18 protein-coding genes are annotated in these 19,879 nt (G+C 38.7%); 12 read left to right on the top strand and 6 right to left on the bottom strand.

All coding sequences use genetic code 11. The features are described 5' to 3' along the window. Positions 1 to 16 precede the first annotated feature (16 nt). From B3C94_RS02125 to B3C94_RS02140, 4 genes are read left to right on the top strand one after another with little or no spacing between them, the layout of a single operon-like run. The gene (locus tag B3C94_RS02125; RefSeq protein WP_293898238.1) at positions 17 to 454 is read left to right on the top strand and encodes a 3-hydroxyacyl-ACP dehydratase FabZ family protein; all 438 of its coding nucleotides are present in this window, start codon (positions 17 to 19) and stop codon (positions 452 to 454) included. Beyond that, the gene (locus tag B3C94_RS02130) at positions 451 to 1,734 is read left to right on the top strand and encodes a beta-ketoacyl-[acyl-carrier-protein] synthase family protein (RefSeq protein WP_293898240.1); all 1,284 of its coding nucleotides are present in this window, start codon (positions 451 to 453) and stop codon (positions 1,732 to 1,734) included. The genes B3C94_RS02125 and B3C94_RS02130 overlap by 4 nt, the downstream gene beginning before the upstream one ends. After that, complete coding sequence (locus tag B3C94_RS02135) at positions 1,727 to 1,981, top strand: acyl carrier protein (RefSeq protein WP_293898243.1); 255 nt, start codon at positions 1,727 to 1,729, stop codon at positions 1,979 to 1,981. The genes B3C94_RS02130 and B3C94_RS02135 overlap by 8 nt, the downstream gene beginning before the upstream one ends. Continuing rightward, complete coding sequence (locus B3C94_RS02140; protein WP_293898246.1) at positions 1,978 to 2,478, top strand: 4'-phosphopantetheinyl transferase family protein; 501 nt, start codon at positions 1,978 to 1,980, stop codon at positions 2,476 to 2,478. The genes B3C94_RS02135 and B3C94_RS02140 overlap by 4 nt, the downstream gene beginning before the upstream one ends. A gap of 41 nt (positions 2,479 to 2,519) precedes the next feature. Here the strand turns inward: B3C94_RS02140 and B3C94_RS02145 are convergent, their stop codons facing one another. The 5 genes from B3C94_RS02145 to B3C94_RS02165 all read right to left on the bottom strand — a co-directional run bounded on the left by B3C94_RS02145 (position 2,520) and on the right by B3C94_RS02165 (position 7,375). Further along, complete coding sequence (locus tag B3C94_RS02145; RefSeq protein ID WP_293898249.1) at positions 2,520 to 3,578, bottom strand: alpha/beta hydrolase; 1,059 nt, start codon at positions 3,576 to 3,578, stop codon at positions 2,520 to 2,522. A 167-nt stretch (positions 3,579 to 3,745) separates the two neighbouring features. Then, on the bottom strand, positions 3,746 to 4,969 hold the full coding sequence (locus B3C94_RS02150; protein WP_293898252.1) for a hypothetical protein: 1,224 nt from the start codon (positions 4,967 to 4,969) through the stop codon (positions 3,746 to 3,748). 431 nt (positions 4,970 to 5,400) lie between these two features. After that, complete coding sequence (locus B3C94_RS02155; RefSeq protein ID WP_293898255.1) at positions 5,401 to 6,303, bottom strand: cyclase family protein; 903 nt, start codon at positions 6,301 to 6,303, stop codon at positions 5,401 to 5,403. Between the two features lie 38 nt (positions 6,304 to 6,341). Beyond that, entirely contained in the window at positions 6,342 to 6,956 is a 615-nt protein-coding gene (locus B3C94_RS02160) for a Crp/Fnr family transcriptional regulator (RefSeq protein WP_293898258.1), read from the bottom strand. Positions 6,957 to 6,958: 2 nt separating this feature from the next. Then, complete coding sequence (locus tag B3C94_RS02165) at positions 6,959 to 7,375, bottom strand: hypothetical protein (RefSeq protein ID WP_293898261.1); 417 nt, start codon at positions 7,373 to 7,375, stop codon at positions 6,959 to 6,961. A gap of 465 nt (positions 7,376 to 7,840) precedes the next feature. Between B3C94_RS02165 and B3C94_RS02170 the strand changes: the two genes are divergently transcribed. The 8 genes from B3C94_RS02170 to B3C94_RS02205 all read left to right on the top strand — a co-directional run bounded on the left by B3C94_RS02170 (position 7,841) and on the right by B3C94_RS02205 (position 17,037). Next, positions 7,841 to 8,962 carry a vWA domain-containing protein gene (locus B3C94_RS02170; RefSeq protein ID WP_293898264.1) on the top strand — a complete coding sequence of 374 codons (1,122 nt, stop codon included), beginning with the start codon at positions 7,841 to 7,843 and terminating at the stop codon, positions 8,960 to 8,962. A gap of 6 nt (positions 8,963 to 8,968) precedes the next feature. After that, complete coding sequence (locus tag B3C94_RS02175) at positions 8,969 to 10,435, top strand: AAA family ATPase (protein ID WP_293898267.1); 1,467 nt, start codon at positions 8,969 to 8,971, stop codon at positions 10,433 to 10,435. A 728-nt stretch (positions 10,436 to 11,163) separates the two neighbouring features. Continuing rightward, the gene (locus B3C94_RS02180; RefSeq protein ID WP_293898270.1) at positions 11,164 to 13,026 is read left to right on the top strand and encodes an MGH1-like glycoside hydrolase domain-containing protein; all 1,863 of its coding nucleotides are present in this window, start codon (positions 11,164 to 11,166) and stop codon (positions 13,024 to 13,026) included. Between the two features lie 182 nt (positions 13,027 to 13,208). Beyond that, positions 13,209 to 14,063 carry an AraC family transcriptional regulator gene (locus B3C94_RS02185; protein ID WP_293898273.1) on the top strand — a complete coding sequence of 285 codons (855 nt, stop codon included), beginning with the start codon at positions 13,209 to 13,211 and terminating at the stop codon, positions 14,061 to 14,063. A gap of 215 nt (positions 14,064 to 14,278) precedes the next feature. Continuing rightward, a complete protein-coding gene (locus B3C94_RS02190; protein WP_293898276.1) occupies positions 14,279 to 14,782 on the top strand; it encodes a hypothetical protein in 504 nt (167 codons plus the stop codon). Positions 14,783 to 14,927: 145 nt separating this feature from the next. Then, the gene (locus B3C94_RS02195) at positions 14,928 to 15,275 is read left to right on the top strand and encodes a YtxH domain-containing protein (protein ID WP_293898279.1); all 348 of its coding nucleotides are present in this window, start codon (positions 14,928 to 14,930) and stop codon (positions 15,273 to 15,275) included. Positions 15,276 to 15,638: 363 nt separating this feature from the next. Further along, the gene (locus tag B3C94_RS02200; RefSeq protein ID WP_293898282.1) at positions 15,639 to 16,271 is read left to right on the top strand and encodes a glutathione peroxidase; all 633 of its coding nucleotides are present in this window, start codon (positions 15,639 to 15,641) and stop codon (positions 16,269 to 16,271) included. A 121-nt stretch (positions 16,272 to 16,392) separates the two neighbouring features. Further along, positions 16,393 to 17,037, top strand: a complete 645-nt coding sequence (locus tag B3C94_RS02205; protein ID WP_293898285.1) for a DNA alkylation repair protein — start codon at positions 16,393 to 16,395, stop codon at positions 17,035 to 17,037. Positions 17,038 to 17,089: 52 nt separating this feature from the next. Here B3C94_RS02205 and B3C94_RS02210 read toward each other — a convergent pair whose 3' ends face one another. Beyond that, complete coding sequence (locus tag B3C94_RS02210) at positions 17,090 to 19,762, bottom strand: DEAD/DEAH box helicase family protein (protein ID WP_293898288.1); 2,673 nt, start codon at positions 19,760 to 19,762, stop codon at positions 17,090 to 17,092. Between the last annotated feature and the right edge of the window lie 117 nt (positions 19,763 to 19,879).

Below are 19,879 nucleotides of genomic sequence, written 5' to 3' on the forward strand. Positions count from 1 at the left end.
TACTTAAATTTGATCAATGGATTTGAATAATATAATGGCACAATTGCCCTATAGAGAACCTTTTTTGTTTGTCGATGAATTAATTCATGTTGATGAGGAAGGTATTACAGGTGCTTATACTTTTAATGAAAACCTGGATTTTTATAGAGGGCATTTTTATGGCAAAGCGATTACCCCGGGAGTTATTTTGATCGAAACGATGGCACAGATAGGTTTAGCCTGTCTGGGAATTTTTTTGCTGGATAAAGAGGTTACGGCTAACCCTGCTATAGCGTTGACCTCGACTGAAATAGAATTTTTAAAGCCTGTATATCCGAAAGAAAGAGTTACCGTATTTTCAAAAAAAATATATTTCAGGTTTGGTAAACTAAAATGTGAAGTCGTTATGAAAAATGAAAGCGGACAGGAGGTTTGTAAGGGGCTATTGGCAGGTATGATTACGGAGGAACTATGAAGAGAGTCGTCATTACAGGAATGGGGGTTGTAGCACCGAATGGGGTAGGCCTACCGTCTTTTACCCAAGCGATAAAAGATGGTGTCTCGGGTATTCGACATGATGTACAACTGGAGAAATTACAGTTTTCCTGTCAGATAGCAGGAACCCCTGAAATAGCGGATGATTTTAAAAGGCGCTATTTCACTGAACTTGAGCTTAGAGGTTTTAACAGTACGGGGATATTATATGGAGTCATTGCAGGTATGGAAGCTTGGGCAAATGCAGGGTTACCGATAGCGACTGAATCTGCTCCGGATTGGGACAGTGGAACCATTTTTGGATCCGGGAGCTCTGGTATCGATAAGTTTCGTGAGAGCATCTATAAAATTGACGATTTACAGATCCGCAGGTTAGGTAGTACAGTTGTGGCCCAGACGATGAGCAGTGGTGTCAGCGCATATTTGGGCGGTAAATTGGGGCTTGGAAACCAAGTAACAACAAATTCATCTGCTTGCGCAACTGGCACCGAAGCAATTCTAATGGCTTATGACCGTATTCGATCCGGTAGGGCAAAACGGATGCTGGCTGGCAGCACCGGAGACAGCGGCCCTTATATTTGGGGTGGTTTTGATGCATTGCGCGTTTGTAGTTCGCATTATAATGATCGCCCGCATGAAGGGTCTCGTCCGATGAGCGCGACAGCCGGAGGGTTTGTGCCCGGTAGCGGCGCAGGAGCTTTGCTATTGGAAGATTTGGAAAGTGCCTTAGCACGAAAGGCAACGATCTATGGTGAGTTGTTGGGCGGTGAGGTAAATTCTGGGGGACAGCGGGGAACAGGTAGTATGACCGCACCTAATGCTGATGCTGTTCGTCGGTGTATTATAGAGGCCTTGAAAAATTCAGGTGTTTCCGCTTTGGAAGTCGATGCTATAAATGGCCATTTAACAGCAACTACCAAAGATGCTTTTGAAATAGAAAACTGGATTGAGGCTCTTGGACGGAGGGGGAAGGATTTTCCCTTTATAAACTCATTAAAAGGTATGACTGGACATTGTCTTAGTGCAGCTGGCAGTATAGAGAGTGTAGCTACGGTCTTGCAGTTATATCACGGTTTTATATTTGGAAACAGCAATTGTGTTGACCTACATCCTGAAATTGCTGCACTGATAGATCCATCAAACGTACCTATGCACACAAGGAGTTTTGCTCCTCAAATCATTGCCAAAGCAAGTTTTGGATTTGGGGATGTGAATGCTTGCTTAATATTTAAAAAATTTGATAACTTGACATATGAATAGAGAAGAACTGATCAATGCTTTAAAACCTATTATAGCACCTTATACGACAAACGAAGCAGCATTCGGAAAGCTTTCCGAAGAAACTGATTTTATTCATGATCTGCAAATCAATTCCGCTAATCTGGTTGATATCGTACTGGATATCGAAGAGCAGTTCGAGATAGTTATTGAAAATGCGGATATGGAACGTATGCTTAATGTAAGGGCGGCAATCGATATTATCGAAACCAAGCTTAATGAGAAATGATTGGAAATGACATTGTCGATCTAGTTCGGTCTAGAAAAGACAGTAATTGGAGACGTCGTGGGTTTATTAACAAGATATTTAGTGAAAATGAGCAGTTGTTAATAGCCAATAGTGACGATCAGGAGATTGTTGTGTGGCTTTTGTGGAGTATGAAAGAAGCTGCTTACAAAATTTGGAATAGAGAGACGGGTAGCAGAAAATATGCACCTATTAGATTGCTGTGTTCTTTTGTTGAAAGGTCTTGCGGCACTGCCGTGGGAGAGGTCGTCTGTGAAGAGAATCGCTATTATACCAAGACCATTGTTGGTGCTGATTTTATACATACCATAGCAGTTAAGGTATTCGACCATTTGGATCATGTGGTGGAACTCAAAAGATGTCAAGTTGTTAAAGATCCACTGGGTTTGCCTGGCATTGCTATGAAGGGACGAAGGGAACTGTTACCAGTTTCTATAAGTAATCACGGTCGTTTTGAGAAAATAGTTGCGGTACTTTAAACCAGGACATATTAGCCAATCTGCGAAAATTCGGTAATAACTTATTGTACTTGAATTGATTCTTCCCGCAACATTTGCTTGAATTTGGGATCTCGTATGTAACGACTAAAATCGTGGCTTGACATTCCTGTAAAATCCGTCATCGAAAAGATAGTATAGTTTTTCTTAAGCGCGTTAAAGCTCTCCTCTTTATACCCTAGATCAGTTGGGTTGAGTTTGTTGGATAGAAATCCGAAAAATTTCTTTAACATTTTATCAGTCCCGTTAATCGTGATATGTATTTTCTTTACTTGCGTGCTCAGATCGACAAATTTTTTTGTATTAGTTGTTGTGTCAGTATATTGAAATTCGGAAAGGCCTATTGCTGGTGCCAGCATGATGCAGGTAATCCTGTTTTTGTTTTCCAGCAATGGCTTTGCCCGCTCGATATCAACATTGTGAATGTCTTTTGCTTGGGCAGAAAATGAACTATTGTATTCCGGATTTGAAATTGCGCTCATGACCACGGATGCCCCGCGACTGTGCGAGATAATATAAACATCCTTATCCGCCATATTGTTAAGTATGCGTCTTAAACCGAACTCACCGGCCATCTGGCTAAAAGAAGCTGCGGAAAACCAATTTTTTGCTGATCGAAAAGGGGAGGTCGATCGTAAACCATCCCAATAAAATCGAATGATTTCATCGGTTTTGGGGTTTGTAACGATATGATCTGCAATATATTTATATTGTTTTACAACAGATTCTTCATCCGCATTGAAGCCATGTACCAAAATAAAAACACGTTTCTTGGGTGCAATACGTTTCGAAAGACGGAGCATATTACCTCGTTCAAAAGCAAGCAGTTGTTCGCGGTCACCTCTGTCAGTGGCAATTTTCATCAGGGAATAAGGATCCCTAGCGGCTTTATTCGAAGGGATTCCATAGTTTTTCTTCCAGTTATCGGGATAAAAATTGCCATTTTGATCCACAAATGAATACCATAAATTAGGATCTGCTCCGGTATTGGGAGAAGCCGAATCAGGAAGATTATGGATTAGGCCACACGAGGTGAACAAGCCGATGACGATAATGACGTAGAAAAAATATCTTGTGTTCATATGATGTATTTCCTTCTATACCTGAAATTTATTTTAACTAGGATCCGATGGCTACCAAATTGGAAATATATTCACAAATTGATCTCTTGTAAGATAGTGATTATTTTGGATAGCTAAAAATCAGGATGTATTTGGAAGGTGAAATTTCTCAAGCCGAGATGTAAAGATCACTTCCTTTTAATCAGGTAAAGTCTGTTGCGCTGGTTGGTAAAAAGCTGATAATTTAAAACAGGATTTGCGTAGTAACCATATGTATGAAATTGTTCGGTATCTTCGAAAGTTAAAGTACCTATATTCTTACGATTGATTTCAATCTGGGACCAATGCCATTGTTCGTCGAGATATAAACTATCCTTAAATTTTAAGGTGTCATTTTCGATAATAAGCTGAGAGAATAGGCAGCCTTGCCAAACGTCTCCAGATTCATATTTGCCACTCTTGGTATCATGTCTGTTGCGTACTCGTTTTATTTTTTGATAATAGAGGGATTGCACATTGGCTGGAGTGGTATTTGCTACCCATTCATTCTTATCCCAGTGACCAAAAAGATCATTCATGGTGCGGCCTTTTGATTCGGTCCGTAGAGCGAACTCATTGTCATCCGAAATATTTTCACACAACGTATACCATTTGCCGTTCATTAAATAGGTTTTTTTCGAATAACTTTTCGAATTGTGCTGATCAAAACCATAGATTTTCTCCGATAGCAGGTAAACAGCTTTATTTTCAATGTCATTTAGTGCCTGACGTTGTTGACCTTCGGACCAGCTAAGATTGGCGTTGTACAGTTCGATTGTTTTTTTCGTCGTATCTCCATCTAGCGCCCAGTTGCGAAAATAATGTTGCGTGACGTTGATTAGATAACCTTCGAATAGAATTTCTGTTTCGTCGTCTTTGTTCTGTTTATAGGAATACTGATCGATCTGGTTGCCGTTTTTGTCCAGTTTGTAAAAAGTATGAATGATTGGAAATGTAGCATTAGAATGCTTGGCGGCGGTCAAACTGTGAATGATTAGTTCATTGTTTTTCGTCAAAAACTGGCCAATAGGATGGTCACTTGCTTTGAAAAGTATAATTTCATGTTTTCCGAACTGGTTTTTGGGCTTGTCAATATCGACATATTGTCTGTATTCTTTCGGTAGTTTTGAAGAATGGAAGAAATTCTGAAGTCGAATATCGAGATTAAAAATACCATTCGTATAAATAATGGCAAGAGCTATTAGCATCCATGCAGACAGATAATATTTCAAGCTTTTTGTATCTTTTAGCTGCAAAAAGAAATAGAAGAATATCCAGCTCGACGCGAGTACAAGAGGGGAAAAAATAATATAATTCAGCTTTTCATTGTTGCTAAGGTCAAAAATCAAAAAACTGATAAGATATGCTGTCATAAAGACTAGGCATAATATAAAGGATTTCCATAAAAAACTCTTTTTAGCTTTCTCCATATCTTGGTCCACTGTGACAATACGCTCTAATTTAGGTTATATGATAAATTAGAGCGCTGAATTGATCTATATGTAATTTAGATTTTTTCTTTCAAGTTTCAAATGCCTGATAAAAAGATTTATTTTTTTTGAGACCTTCTAAAAATCTCCTTAACACCACCTTTTGTTTGTAGGCTTTTCCTCTGCGGTTTTTTCAAGTATATAAAAGTATTCGATATGTCTTTTTAGGAGTACATGATCAGGTCTAGAGATTTTTATTGTCATTTTTTCTTCACGTAATAGGGCCTTGCTTTTACTTAATCCTCTTCAAGTTGTGTTATTTAAAGACTTCTTTGCCAAATTCGAGTCCGTCAATTTTTAGCTATTGGATTGTTTTATACATCAATAGAGTTTTTTAAGGACGCGAAAGCCCTGACAGGAAAAGTGCCAACACCACTGATTTTGGGAGGGGCCGCCGTAAAGGTGAAATTCTCATCTGGTAAACAGCCAAGGTTGCAAAGATGCTCGACGATCAATATGCCCGAGCTCAATAGTATTGAGTGTACTGGACGCGTGTTACCTGCTGTACAGTCGATATTATGGGAGTCTATACCGACTAGTTTGACGTCGCAGTCTCTAAGGTACTCTGCCGCCGCTAGCGTTAGGTAAGGATGACCTTCATAATAGTGTTCTGTATTCCAGTGTTGATCCCAACCGGTATGTATCAATACCGCTTTATTTCGAATTTCCCTGTTTTTTAGATGATCTGCTGTTATTTCCAACGTTTCAGTATGCGGGATCCGAATGACAGCGGCTGGTAGTTCCGCAAGTTGGTGCAAGTCTGTCTGCGCAGTGTCTTCTCCGTCTTCATACCGATGGAAAGGACAGTCTATGTAAGTTCCGGTATTAGTCACCATGTCGATCTTACCGATTTGGAAGCTGGTACCTTCACTGTAAAACTCTTTGGAATTTTCTCTGGATAGATAGTCGCAAATATGTGGCGCAGGAAGACCTTTGTAGGTAACCAACCCATTTTCAATGGTATGACTGAGATCTATCAGCGTATGTTTCCGATGTTCGCTATTGATCGCGTTGCGTTTATGGCGTTCATTCAGGATGGTTTTGTTCGATATAATAACTTTTCCTGCCATCAATAATCTTAAATCTTTAATGATATAATCAGCGAGTTCTTGGTTACTGATGGCCTCGCTAGCGATATCAAGCCTAAAATCTTCCCCTTTGATGCTGCCTCCATTGGTGAAATAAACTTCAAAATCAAATTTTACTCTTTTTTCCATTGTCTGTACATTTATAATGATATCAAAAGTGATAAAATCTAAATGTTATTGACTTGACTTAGATCAATTTCGCTTGACTTTTTACTTCGTATCCTGCTCAGTGTTTCGGGATTGACCCCAAGGTAGGAGGCAATATGAAAAAGTGGAATGCGGTTAAATGAAAAAGGGAACTGTTTCAAAAAGTAAAGGTAGCGCTCGTTGGCGTCGAGTAGTAAAAAGGAGCTTTCGCGACGGCATTTTTTGATATATTCATTTTTTAAGATTTCAGTAAGCAGTATATACCATCTGTGATCGAGACTCAATAGATCCTCAATTAATGTTTTCGGAATCTGGATCAGTTCGGCGTCTTCCATACATTGAAAATGGAGCTTGGTGGGTTCTCCAGTAAGGAAGCTTGTGAAAGCAGTTAGATATTCATTTTCAAAGAAAAATTCCGTGTTAATTTCTCTGTCGTCGGTTTGATAGAAACTTCGCACAATTCCCTTTTGCAGAAAAAATAGATTTTTTGCTTTTGTGTCGGGTTCGATCAAGTAACTATCCCTTTTATAATGTAGGATTTTGAGTTTTGTATCGAGCACTTCCCGCTCGGATTCTACTAATGTAAAAAGTTGGGTCAACTTGCTATAAAAAAAGTCTAGGGGACGATCGGGCATGGTCATTTCTTTTTCAGATAACGATTAATCATGGGGCTAAAATCTATTTTGGAAGAATTCTGAATATGCTCTGTTAATACTGATATCGGAAACTCGTCCAATGTTTTGAAATTAACGCAGCCTTTTTGAAACTTTGCTTTAGGCAATTTTAATTTTAGTTCTGTCATTAATTCAGGGTGAGCATACATCACCAAGGAATGGAACGAAATATAGTTCTTTGCAACCGTTAGCCCATATTTAAATACCCCTTGTTCGTTAAAGCTGATTGCATTAGGATTTGACATGAATTTTCCGAAGCTCTCGGAAACGTCACTGTCATTTTCTGCTATTGCTCTTCGGAATTGACCAATTATCTGTTGTTCATTGTCTGAGAGTGTATCTAGATACTGATCTACTTCCATTAATTTTTTGTCGTCCATAAGGTCTGTAATTGTGATCTAAAAATATTTAATTTTCTTTGATTTAGATGCATATATCCATAAAAAGATTCAATGTGCTATTGCTAATAGTGCCTTGGTTGCTGACTGGGACTGATCGCAAAGCATCTTTTCTATTTTTAAATGCAGGTGCTGCTTCGTCGACAAATGATATGTCCTTTAGTAATAGGGAAGCTGCTAGCAATAAACCAACTTTGGAACTACAATATTAAACTCAATGCTATTTGAAATAATTTCATATTCTTTGGCATAACAAAATCAAAGGGCACAAAGAGTTTGTATTCTTTGTGCCCCCCCCCCCGCAGCGATAAAAATGGCAAGCTGTCATTCGTCATACTACAGCCAGTTTTTTTATGTAAAAAGGAATATCGTTTACATAAGGATTATTATTTCGTAAATTCATCCTATAGAAGGATTTGAATTGCTTCTATTACTAGAAAGGAATGCATGAAAAGCACGAAAAGAAATAAAGGTTTTCTCTTCAAACAATATGACGAGCCGTTTCAAACGCCTTTTGATAAATTATTTGATATTTTCAAAGAACTGATTACCCATACTTCAGGGGATTTCGATGAAGCCATTGATTGGTTAAGGCAATTGGATAAAGAGTTTAAACTCACGACCCCAGATTATACAATAGACGACTTCATTGCAGATTTGAAGGATAAAGGATATATCAGAGAAAGGCTGGATTCTACTGGTGAGGGTGGGCTGGATATTACATCAAAACTGGAGAAGGCGCTGCGGCAGCATGCCTTGGACCAAATTTTTGGAAAAATGCGAAAAGGAAGGTCGGGCAATCATAAAACCAATCACCAAGGACGCAGTGACGAAAATATGGGTGATTTCAGGAACTATCAGTATGGAGATGGCCTGGAAAAAATAGTTTTGACCGAGAGCTTAAAAAACGCGCAGATCAATCACGGGTTAGGAGAGTTTGCTTTAGCGGAAAATGATCTGGTTGTTGAGGATACCCAGTTTAAATCGCAGATGAGCACGGTGTTGATGATTGATATCAGCCACAGCATGATTTTATATGGGGAGGATCGGATCACACCTGCAAAGAAAGTCGCAATGGCTTTATCGGAGCTGATTCTGACACGGTATCCGAAAGACTCACTTGACGTTATCGTCTTCGGCAACGACGCCTGGCCTATTGCGATAAAAGACTTACCTTATCTGCAAGTTGGACCATTTCATACCAACACGGTCGCAGGTTTAAAATTAGCAATGGATTTGCTACGGCGGAAACGCCATGCGAATAAGCAGATATTTATGATAACCGATGGAAAACCGAGCTGTTTAAATATGCCGGACGGTACTTATTATAAGAATCCGATGGGGCTCGATCCGTTTATCACCAGTAAATGCTATAGTATGGCGGCGCAAGCTCGAAAGTTGGGAATACCTATTACCACTTTTATGATTGCTTCAGATCCTTACCTGCAGCAATTCATTGACGAATTTACAGCTTCAAATCAAGGGAAAGCTTATTACACAGGACTTGGAAATCTAGGTGAAATGATTTTCGAGGATTATGAAGAAAACCGCAAAAAAAGAATACGATAAGAATATATGGATTACACGAAGATTACAACTTTTGGTGCATTAAAAACTTCGGGTTATAAACCTCAAACAATAAAAGAAGAATTGCGTCAGAATCTGATTACAAAAATAAGGAAAGGTGAAACAGTTTTCGCTGGAGTACATGGTTATGAAGATACTGTTATTCCAGAACTTGAAAGAGCTATTCTCTCCAAGCACAATATTAATTTTCTAGGTCTCCGCGGTCAGGCGAAAACACGTCTAGCTAGACTCATGGTCAATCTGCTGGATGAATATGTCCCGGTGGTACAGGGTTCTGAGATTAATGATGATCCGTACAATCCTATATCACGTTATGCCCTGGAGCTATTAAAGGAGAAAGGCGATGAAACGCCGATAAGCTGGCTTCATAGAAATGATCGCTTTGCTGAAAAACTTGCCACTCCTGATGTAACTGTAGCCGACTTGATCGGTGATGTGGATCCGATCAAAGCCGCAAATTTAAAATTGAGTTATGCAGACGATCGTGTGATTCACTTTGGTATGATTCCAAGAGCAAACCGTTCCATATTTGTCATTAATGAACTGCCTGATCTTCAGGCGAGAATTCAGGTGGCACTCTTCAATATCTTGCAAGAGGGAGATATTCAGATCCGTGGTTTTAAGTTACGCTTACCTTTGGACGTGCAATTTATATTTACTGCGAATCCGGAAGATTATACCAATAGAGGAAGTATTGTGACGCCTTTAAAAGATCGCATAGGATCACAGATACTCACGCATTATCCCACATCGGTGGAGATAGCAAAGGCAATTACTGCGCAGGAGGCGAACTTGGAAACGGCCCAGAAGGAGCAGATATACGTCCCTGAACTGGCGCGGGAACTGATTGAGCAAATAAGTTTTGAAGCACGAAATAGTGAATATGTTGATGAAAAAAGTGGTGTGAGCGCTCGTATGAGTATAACAGCTTTTCAAAACCTATTAAGTACTGCCGAATTGCGCATGCTTAGAAGCGGGACGGAAGCAACCGCGATTAGGCTGAGTGATTTTATGGGCATTGTGCCAGCGATAACGGGTAAAGTTGAGCTTGTTTATGAAGGTGAGCAGGAGGGAGCCGATACGGTTGCATTGCAACTGATTGAAAATGCTGTCAAAAACCTTTTTCCAATCTTATTTCCCAAAATTGAGAAGCTGGAAAGAGAAAACGAACGTTATCCTTACGATGATATTGTTCGCTGGTTTTCGGAATCAGAGGGGATCGAATTATCGGACGAGCTTAATGATGCCGACTATGAGCGAATTTTGGATCAAGTGACACCTATCCATGCTTTAATTCAGCAATACCAACCGGAAACAATGCCTAATGATCTCCATTTTTTGATTGAATTTGTATTATGGGGACTAACACTCCATAATAAATTAAGTAAATATAGATTAGGGCACGGTCTGCAATTCCAGGATAACTTTCAGGGCTATCTGAGAAACAATCTATAAAAGGAATATTAATAGCACAACGGGCAAGTTTAGCAGATAAACTTGCCCGTTTGCTATGATAAGGTCCTGCTATTAAGGTAATAGAGTGAAGGGAAATTAATTTTTCATTAAGATTAAATCTATTACTGGAGATAAGATTGCTTCCTGCATTCGAATTGGTGTCATAAAAAAAGCAAGTCAGGACAACGAAATATTTTGATAGAATAAAAAATGTGGAACGACATTGTCGTTCCACAGGATGTTTTTCATTGTAGTATTGTAGGATTTTTCCAGTATTCTTATCAAATCAATTACGAAGTTTTCAATGATGGGATAGGTATCTCCATTCATCATAGCAATTACTTCTTTTGATTAAGTTTACTTATTGAGCAAATTTACCTCAGAATAGAGGTAGAAAAAATATGAAAAACATACTTTTTTATGTGAAAATGGGAATAAAATTCTGTGGCTGTATGATTTATTGTATCAATAGTGTTCTGTTTTGTTCCACAATTATTAATTGTCAAAAATAATCAGTTGATTCGTTATTTATTTGCTTTAGCGTTGATTTGTGATATTCATATAGCATATAGGGTTAAAACCATAAAGTCGATGATTTCTTCATTTTCTTTAGAAGCTGCGACAACAGAAGTTGATGAATCCACAATTGATTGCTCCGGATTGGAGCTGATTTTATGCTATAAACCCTGGCAAATCAATGTTGAAAGAATTCTATTCGATTAGACCATATGAAAAGACAATATAGTTTCGGTTTCCTACATGCTTCTTTTTTAGTCAGTGCGGGGTCTATAATACTGATTTTCCTGTTTTCCTGTTCAACTAAGCGGGAAATGGTTTATCAGAATGAACTTAACCGATTAAAAGGCGTTGCGAGGACCAATCTAATGGGGAATATAGATGAATTCAATTCCTACGAACACAGACCAAAATCGGATGGTCCATATGACGCATCTAACAATAAAGATTTCTTGGTCAACAATATTCCCTATTTTGAGAGTTCCAATGATACATTGCGTAGAGTTTATAATTACCGCTGGTGGATGATTAGCAAGCATCTACGGAATTATTATGATTCGCAGGATGCAAAGAATTACTGGGTCATTACAGAGTTTTTTGGATACCCCGCCTGGGGATCTTTAAGTGGGGCTATTACCTGTCCGACAGCTCATCAGTTTTATGATGTACGATGGCTCCGTGATCCTAAATACCTCCAATCTTATGCAGAATATTTTATGCTTGGATCGGCTTCCAGATTAAATCAAAGAGAGAATGGAAACTTTTTGACCCATCTTAGCAGACCAGAAAGTGTTCATTTTTCCAGTTGGATGATTGATGGTATTGAATCTTTTTTGAAAATTCACCCTGATAAGACTTGGATGCAGCGGATGCTTCCTGCAATGGAAAATCATCAGCATCTTCTGGATAGCCTGTTTACAGTAAAAAGCCCTGGATCCAAGACCGATGGAATGTATAAAATTCTGGACCTCTATGACGGAATGGAATTTAGTCTTTCGGCGGTTTTAGGCTTAATCGAAAGTAAGGGTCCCTATGAAATTTATACAGATAGCACTTGGAAAGATCTCTATCTAGGTTGGGGGACAACTGACAAAGCGGCAAAAACGGTACAGGCAAAAGATTTTCCCCTGGCTTTTACGAAAGGTTACCCCGATTTTTATCTTGTAAGACCCTCCGTCGGAAGCTATTCCTATGGAAACAATCAATCGCTATACCAGATGTATGTTTTGGAACAACAAAACAACCCTTCCGTTAAAGTAAAAGAAAAAGTAAGCCTTTATAAAGCTAAATCGACGGAAATTCAACAAAAGTTTCTCAGGACACTTTGGAATTCAGCTGATGGATTTTTCAATAGTTTCTCCGCCGGCGATAATGCCTATGGAGCTAGGGATTATGAGGCTAGGGTAAGGGAGTCAGTTGGCTACACGCCTTGGTATTTCAATATGATACCTAGTCGGGATAATAAAAAATATGAAGTAGCCTGGGAAACGTTTACATCTGAAAAAGGATTTAATAATCATAAAGGAATGACCACAGCAGAAAGACAGCATCCTTATTATAACGAACAAGCTTATGCTTGGAACGGCCGTGGCTGGCCTTTTCAAAATTCGGTTGTATATAAAGCATATGCCAATTATTTAAGAAATTATAAAAATCAAATTACTGCGCAAGACAAGGAGACCCTCTATGAACAAATTATGAAGCTTACACGACTTCACGGTTATGCCCATCCGAATATCGGTGAATGGTATATTCCAAGTGACGGTCAGGAATTTGGAGGGCAAAATGACTACTTTCATTCCACCTATCCAGACATCATCATTGCAGATCTCATTGGATTTAAGGGGACGCATAGCAACAGTTTTCAGGTTCAGCCACTTATACCGATAGATAAAATGGATTATTTTTATCTCGGAAATTTAGACTATCACGGGAAAACGATAGACATTGTCTGGAAGGAAGACTGGGATCAAGATAAACCTGGAAAACAGCCCATGTTATGTATTTGGGTTGATCATGTTTTGAAGGCGACCAGCAAAGCACTTGATGTCAAAATGGAAGTAAATTTGGACTAACCGAAAGACGCTGGTATTCCTTTCCCATATCGGATCGATATTATTTTTGGTTTGATGTCGGTGTGCTGTTCTACCTCTGGACGCTCTTTTTACTTGTTTGGTAGAATAAGTAAAATGATGATCAAAAATTTGGATAAATAACAGATCTAATAACTAAGTTTGTTTAAAATGTTCTGAGAACAATGTTAAAGGATTACAAAAAATATGAACTATTTGGAAAGCCGATGATGCAAAAAATTGCACTGACAGCTCCGTTTAAATATGATTTCCCAGTGGCCGAACAGGCGTGTTTTTTGTATGTTCTTGAAGGTGAGTTTCAATACCAGCTAAAAGATGAGGTGCTAAATATCCCGAGAAATTATTCCTTATTTCTAAACTGCATCAGTTCAGGGAAATTTCTCCAAAATGCTAAATCTGGGGCGAATTGCCAGATTGTTATTGTGACTTTCTATCCAGATATCTTAAAAAAAATCTATGATAAGGAACTACCGTCACTGATACATAAACCTCATGGTGTCATTTCGAATAAATCTAAAGAAAAAATTGATAATGATTTCCTAATTCAAAAGTACATTGAAGGCCTGTTGTTTTATTTTGAAAATCCTTTACTCATCAATGAGGAGATACTAATTCTCAAGATAAAAGAAATTATAATATTGTTGTCTCAGACTAAAAATGCGGAAGCAATCCAGTTGATATTATCCCAACTTTTTTCTGCGACCACCTATTCATTTAAACAGGTTATTGAAGCCAATCTATTTTCCCAGCAGACAGTTGAGCAGCTGGCGGACCGATGTAACCTGAGTGTATCGTCATTTAAAAGAGAGTTTGCGAAACTATATAATAATACGCCAGCCAATTATATTAAAAATAAGAAGCTTGAAAAAGCTGCTGAACTTCTTTTGGTTTCTGATCAGCGCATTACTGAAATTGCATTTGGCTGTGGATTTAATGACTTGGCAACTTTCACCAAAAGCTTTAGCGATAAATACAGCGTTTCCCCAACAAATTATCGTCAGCATTTCAAGGAGAAGTAATAAATTTATCCATAACCATTGAAATTCTTTAATAAGGTTTAAGCATATTATTTGAACCAAAATATCAAATCTTTGAACAGATTTAAAAAGTCACTTTCCTAATTCTATTGCAACTTTGTCTTGTTCCTTTAGCAGCATATTGCTATCAAAAAGAGTAACGTTAGCTCTGCTGGAATAGAGTTTTATAAAAAATATCAAAGTTAAAAAAGAAGAAAATGGGTTTATCAAATTTAGGAATTTTTCACACCATTGTCGGTGTTGCAGCTCTTTTCGGGGCGATAGTAGGGTTTGTCAAATATGGCAAAATCAACCTTGGGGCACGCTCAGGAAGCGTTTTTTTTTATGCGACGCTGATTACTTCCGTCACCGCACTGGGTATCTCAAAACAGGGTGGGTTCAATGCCGGCCACATCTTTTCACTTTTTATCCTGGTTTTAGTAGCTTTTGCTTATTGGCTTTATTCAAAACAGAAAAATAATAGAAAAGCGAGGTATGTTGAAAATTTTCTCTTATCGTTCAGTTTTTTTCTATCCCTTGTACCTACTATCAATGAGACTTTTACCCGAATTCCAATAGGGCAGCCTTTGGCGAAGGATATTAAAGATCCCATCATTGGACAAACACTTCTTATCCTATTTATCCTATTTGTGATCGGATCTATTTTTCAATTCGTCCGACAGAAGAAAATCAACAGCAGGGCAGAAAGCGAAATAATATAAAAGTAAATTATATGATATCGATCGTTGCACATTATTTAAAATATGACAAACTAATATTTTGATTTTATTGTTAGCAATTGTAGCAGTTTAACACATAATCATTTTAAAATATATGCTTAATTACGATTGTTTAAAAAAAATAAAGATGTGCAACGGGAAAAATAATTCAACGGGATTACTTCTCGCCATGGTGGCGGGAGCGGCACTTGGTACATTGGTCGGTTTATTAGTTGCACCGAATAGTGGAAAAAAAACACGAAAAAAAATCAAGGCGAAGACGAGGGATCTCAAAGAACAGGCAAAGCATAAGTATGAAGAAGTAGCCGATAAGGTAAAAGAAGAGTATGAACACGTATCATCGGCAGTTAGTGAGACAGCGGGGCATGTAGTTGATAAGGTCTCTGATGAAGTTGATAAGTATAAAGATGAAATAAAAGCTAAATCTGCCGAAGGTGCACAGGCTATAACAGAAGCAATTAAAAACCAAAAATAGGAGTAGTTTTTAGTATTTCCAACAGCAGATCGGATCCAAATAATAGATCCGATCTGCTACCCTCAGCGTCGCTCTACTTAAACCCCACGCGGAATTCCATAGCTGAGCGTTTAGTTTTTGTCATAACGGTATTTTTTTTATCCTGGTCTATCTTAATAAGAAAACATAACTCGAGCCTACGGAAATGACTGGTTTTAACTTTTCCAAATTCGACCTTTCTTTAGTAACTTTAAAGGGTAGCCCACGCTGGTCGCAAGGTTCGTTGTTACGTCGCGATACTTTTGCTTTGTACTTTTCTGGTCGACGTTGGCATCGTATGCAAACTATGATAAAGCCAGGACGATATACGTAGGCCTACATAACATGATGCGGTTAGAATTGCGGTTTAGCTCTATTGGCATGGTTTATAAAAAAAGTAAAAAAATGCTTCTTATCATTTTATTCATTGTGGCGGCGGTTGTCGGAGGTATAGCTTATTATTTATTCACTAACGGTAACGTTAAAATAGATAAAGCTCTAAAATCAGATACAATATATGGTTTTAAAGTTAAGGGGCTGGATGGTACGACGATTGATTTTGCTCAATTTAAAGGCAAAAAGATTCTCGTTGTAAACACGGCTTCCAAATGCGGATTTACGCCGCAATACGAGGGACTTGAACGTCTATACAAAAGATTTAGTGATAGATTAATCATTGTTGGCTTTCCTTCCAATGACTTTTTAGATCAAGAACCGGGCAAGAATGCAGAGATAGCCGCCTTTTGTCAACGCAATTACGGGGTAACCTTTCCGATGGCGGCAAAGGTTGAAGTGAAAGGGAAGCAGCAGGCACCTATCTATCAGTGGTTGACCAATAAAACCTTGAACGGTATAGAAAGTTCTGCTGTCTTGTGGAATTTTCAGAAATATCTAATCGACGAAAACGGCAAGCTTATAAAGCATTTTTCTCCGAAAACCGAACCCGAGGATATTGAAATTTTAAAACTGCTAGATTGATTTCGGCTTGCCGACGCTACTAGGTGGTAGGTTGGACCCCGCAAGGTGGGCTTTGGAAAGCGATAATATGCTAACATTGATGTTGTTGGTCAGCTAAAGCGAAAATGACAGATAAAGGCAAATGAAACATTCATATACAGCAGAAAATATATTGACGCAGATTACGGCCAAGGATACCAAACTTGGTGATTTGCGAAAGATTGCAAAAGAAATAAAAAAGGATCATCCATTGGCAATGGAACTTTGGTCGACTCGAAGTTTTTTTGCCCGACAATTGGCAATCCTAATTATGGACAGAAAGCTTCTTACAGAAAAGGTTATTGATAATTTAGTCGATCAGATCAGTCAATATCATGATAAAGAGAAACTTCAGCTCATCGATTGGTTGATGGCAAACCAGCTTACCAAAGATAAAATGACCCTTTGTATAATAGAAGATTGGAAAAGCAGCCAATCTGCACTTAAAAGACGAACTTATTGGTATTATCAAGGACGTTTGCGTTGGATGGGCCAAGTACCCCCGACAAGCAACAATGAATTGTTGTCTGAAGTGGAAAGTAAAATTGAAAGAGAAGAGCCAGAAGTTCAATGGGCTATGAATTTTCTAGTGGGGTGGATTGGGGTTTACGACAAAAAATATAGAGAACGTTGCATAGCGCTTGGAGTAAAAACAGGTCTTTACAAAGGTAAGATGGTGTCCAAAGGCTGTACTCCAGAGTATTTGCCAGAGTTTATTGCAATCGAAAGCAATAAAAGAAACCTATAGTTTTTCTCTCGCAATATGGCTAAAAAACTAAGCACGGAAGTAATAGAAAGCATTATCGCCATTTGTTGACCTGCTGTACCTTTTCTTCCAATTGAGCCGCCAATGATTTTACTCGGGCTTTTAAAATTAATTTTCTACCTGTAATTGACCTTGTAAAGATTAAATCGCAGTTACCCACATGTTGCTTCCATTGATTGCTAAAATATTCGGCGAGCTCTTTTTTACGGGCCAGAACTTCAGGAACCGCATGATAATCTTCCTGCTTTACAAAAAAGGCAAAAGTGTTTTTTCGAACAATCACATAGCGCGGATTATCGATCGGTGCAACGATTTCGCAGAGTGCATTGATGAAGATAGATTTGTCAAAAGTGTTTCCCCCTTCCAGATGACAGTAAACAGATCCCGATCGGTCGACTTGCGTTTCCACCCGCAATTCCTCATGATCAGCACGTATAATATGCGCTTTTAGCAGGGCGTCTAAAAGGGCATGGCTCACTTTTTTCAAATCTTTGGAAATATCTCTGTATTTCAGATATATACGTAGTGATTTAATGGTTTTTCTGCCGAAAAGCAACATGCCGATTGCTCCCAAACCCGCAATGTACATATAAAGATCTCTCAAGCTCTGCATATTTTTTAGTGTTTGAATAAAACCTTGTACATGATCAAGACCAAAACTAAGCCAGGCTGCAGCCACTGTCACTAACAAGTTTTTAATTGTTTTGTTGATATATAGTGCTTTAACGCGTTGATAATCTTGTTCTTCGTCAAAAGGTATTTTGATCTCTTCTACGAGATTCACTCCCTTGCTCAGCGCAAGGTTCCAGCGTTGCTTGAGATCCGCTCGATTGGCTGCAAATTCAAGCATTTCAGCGTTTTTCTTTGAGATTTCCCCAACGTTGTTTATATTTTCGGGTAGATCAAAACGATCGATACCGTTCTCGATTTCAGGTTCTTGACGAAGTGAGACGCCGACAAAGCTCTTAAACCGTCGTTTTAATAATTTAAGGTCATCTCCACCCGTGACTGAGGTTGGATCAGCGCACACCAAATGCCATATGTTTGCCGTTTTGTTCGTATTACCTCGTTGAGCTCTAATCGCCCTTCCCCGCATTTGGTTGGAAAGTACAAATGAGCCTACAAAACTCGCTAGAATCAGTGAATTGATTGCCGGAGCATCCCAGCCTTCGCCCAACAAAGACTTGGTTCCCACTAAGATTTCGATTTCTCCCGCCTGAAATAGCTGGGTGACAATGTGAACAATATTATGTTGAAGCCCCTCTGTCTGGTTTATTGAAAGGTAATTAGGATCAAAAGGAACAGGGCTGGCGTAGGTGTCATATACACCGTATTTGGCTGAAGTGGTTTTAAATGCTGGATAACTGTCGGCTGGAATAATAATTATTGAACCTGTAAGGACTCCGATTTTCTTGTTGTTGTTATTTTCGCGTCTTAATTTTTCGAAAATAGGGATAACACCTATTTTGTTCAATTCAAGGTCATTGAGCGTGCTGTTAACATAAAATTCTTTCCGTATGAAGTCCGAGAGGATAACCAAGCGTAAAGCTCTGCCTAATTTGTCGTATTCAAAATCCACAATCGACTTGATGGATTCCATTTTACTGATACTTGACGTTAAATATTGCCGGATACGACTATTTTGGGAAAAGTTCACTTGTTTTTTTTCAAGCGCACCATATCGTTGTAATCTGTTTGTCAACATATTTCGATGCTCTTCAAACGCATTGAAATGTACCTTTTCCCGATGCAGGTAAAAATCAAGTAGAATTTCGATCCATTCATAATCCAGATCAGGTATTTTGAAATCTTTGCCACCAATGATCTCCATATGGAGATCAGGAATGGAAATTTGGTTGGCATGTAGAAAAATTAAGCAAGCCGAGTAAAATTTTAGGTTATTATATACCCATTCTAGATCAGCAGTCGGGTCCAGCCATATCGGATGTTTTTGGATCGCCTGGAGCACGATTTCGTCCTTGCTTATTTCTATATACAGCTTATGCATGTTTTCTCTGTAATCTTTAATAAACTGTGTTTCCTTTTGGCTCGGGGAGTTGAAATAAATATAATCCTGATGTGGACATAGATCCCCTTCAATGATAAGCTCGGGGACTGAAATTTCTGCATCTATGGGTCCATTGAGATCCATGTAGCGCTGCCACTCTGTTGGAGTGACATCATAGGGCGGGGTAGCGGTCAAGCCGACAACTATGGGCTTCAGTTTTTTCTTGATATTTATTAACGTATGCCACCATTCATTTTTAAGATGATGGGCCTCATCGACGACGATTGTACCAATTTTTTGTAATTGCAATCCACGTAGAATTCGGTCAAGGCTTGAATCATTCCTCGTGACATCCTGATCATTGCATGCAGCATGCAGTCCCTGATAGGTCACTACCGTCATAAATTTGGGATTTCGGATATCTTTAGATATCCAGTCGGGGACGGTATCTGTTTGAAGAAAAAGTTCACAGAACCGTTGTATCCATTGGTTACGGATCGCGCGTGTCGGTGCAAGAATTAGCGTTGGTTTATTGATGCGGATCGCAACTTCAAGCCCTAAAACGGTTTTACCAGAGCCGGGAGGAGCCACCACATGTAAATGTCCATCCTTCAGGTGCGCTTGTAATTCTTCCAGCACGCGAAGTTGGTACTTCCGCCATGAATATTTGAACTTAATTGCTTTTGGGTATTCAGTCAATAGATTAGAACAATTTAAATTTTATTCCAGATTACAGCACAATATAATAATTTTGGCTACAATTACTATTCGTCACCAAAGAATTTTAGATTAGTTTCTATTTCTCACAAATAGCAC

Source organism: Sphingobacterium sp. UBA5670, from assembly GCF_002420705.1.
In the GTDB taxonomy this organism is placed as follows: domain Bacteria; phylum Bacteroidota; class Bacteroidia; order Sphingobacteriales; family Sphingobacteriaceae; genus Sphingobacterium.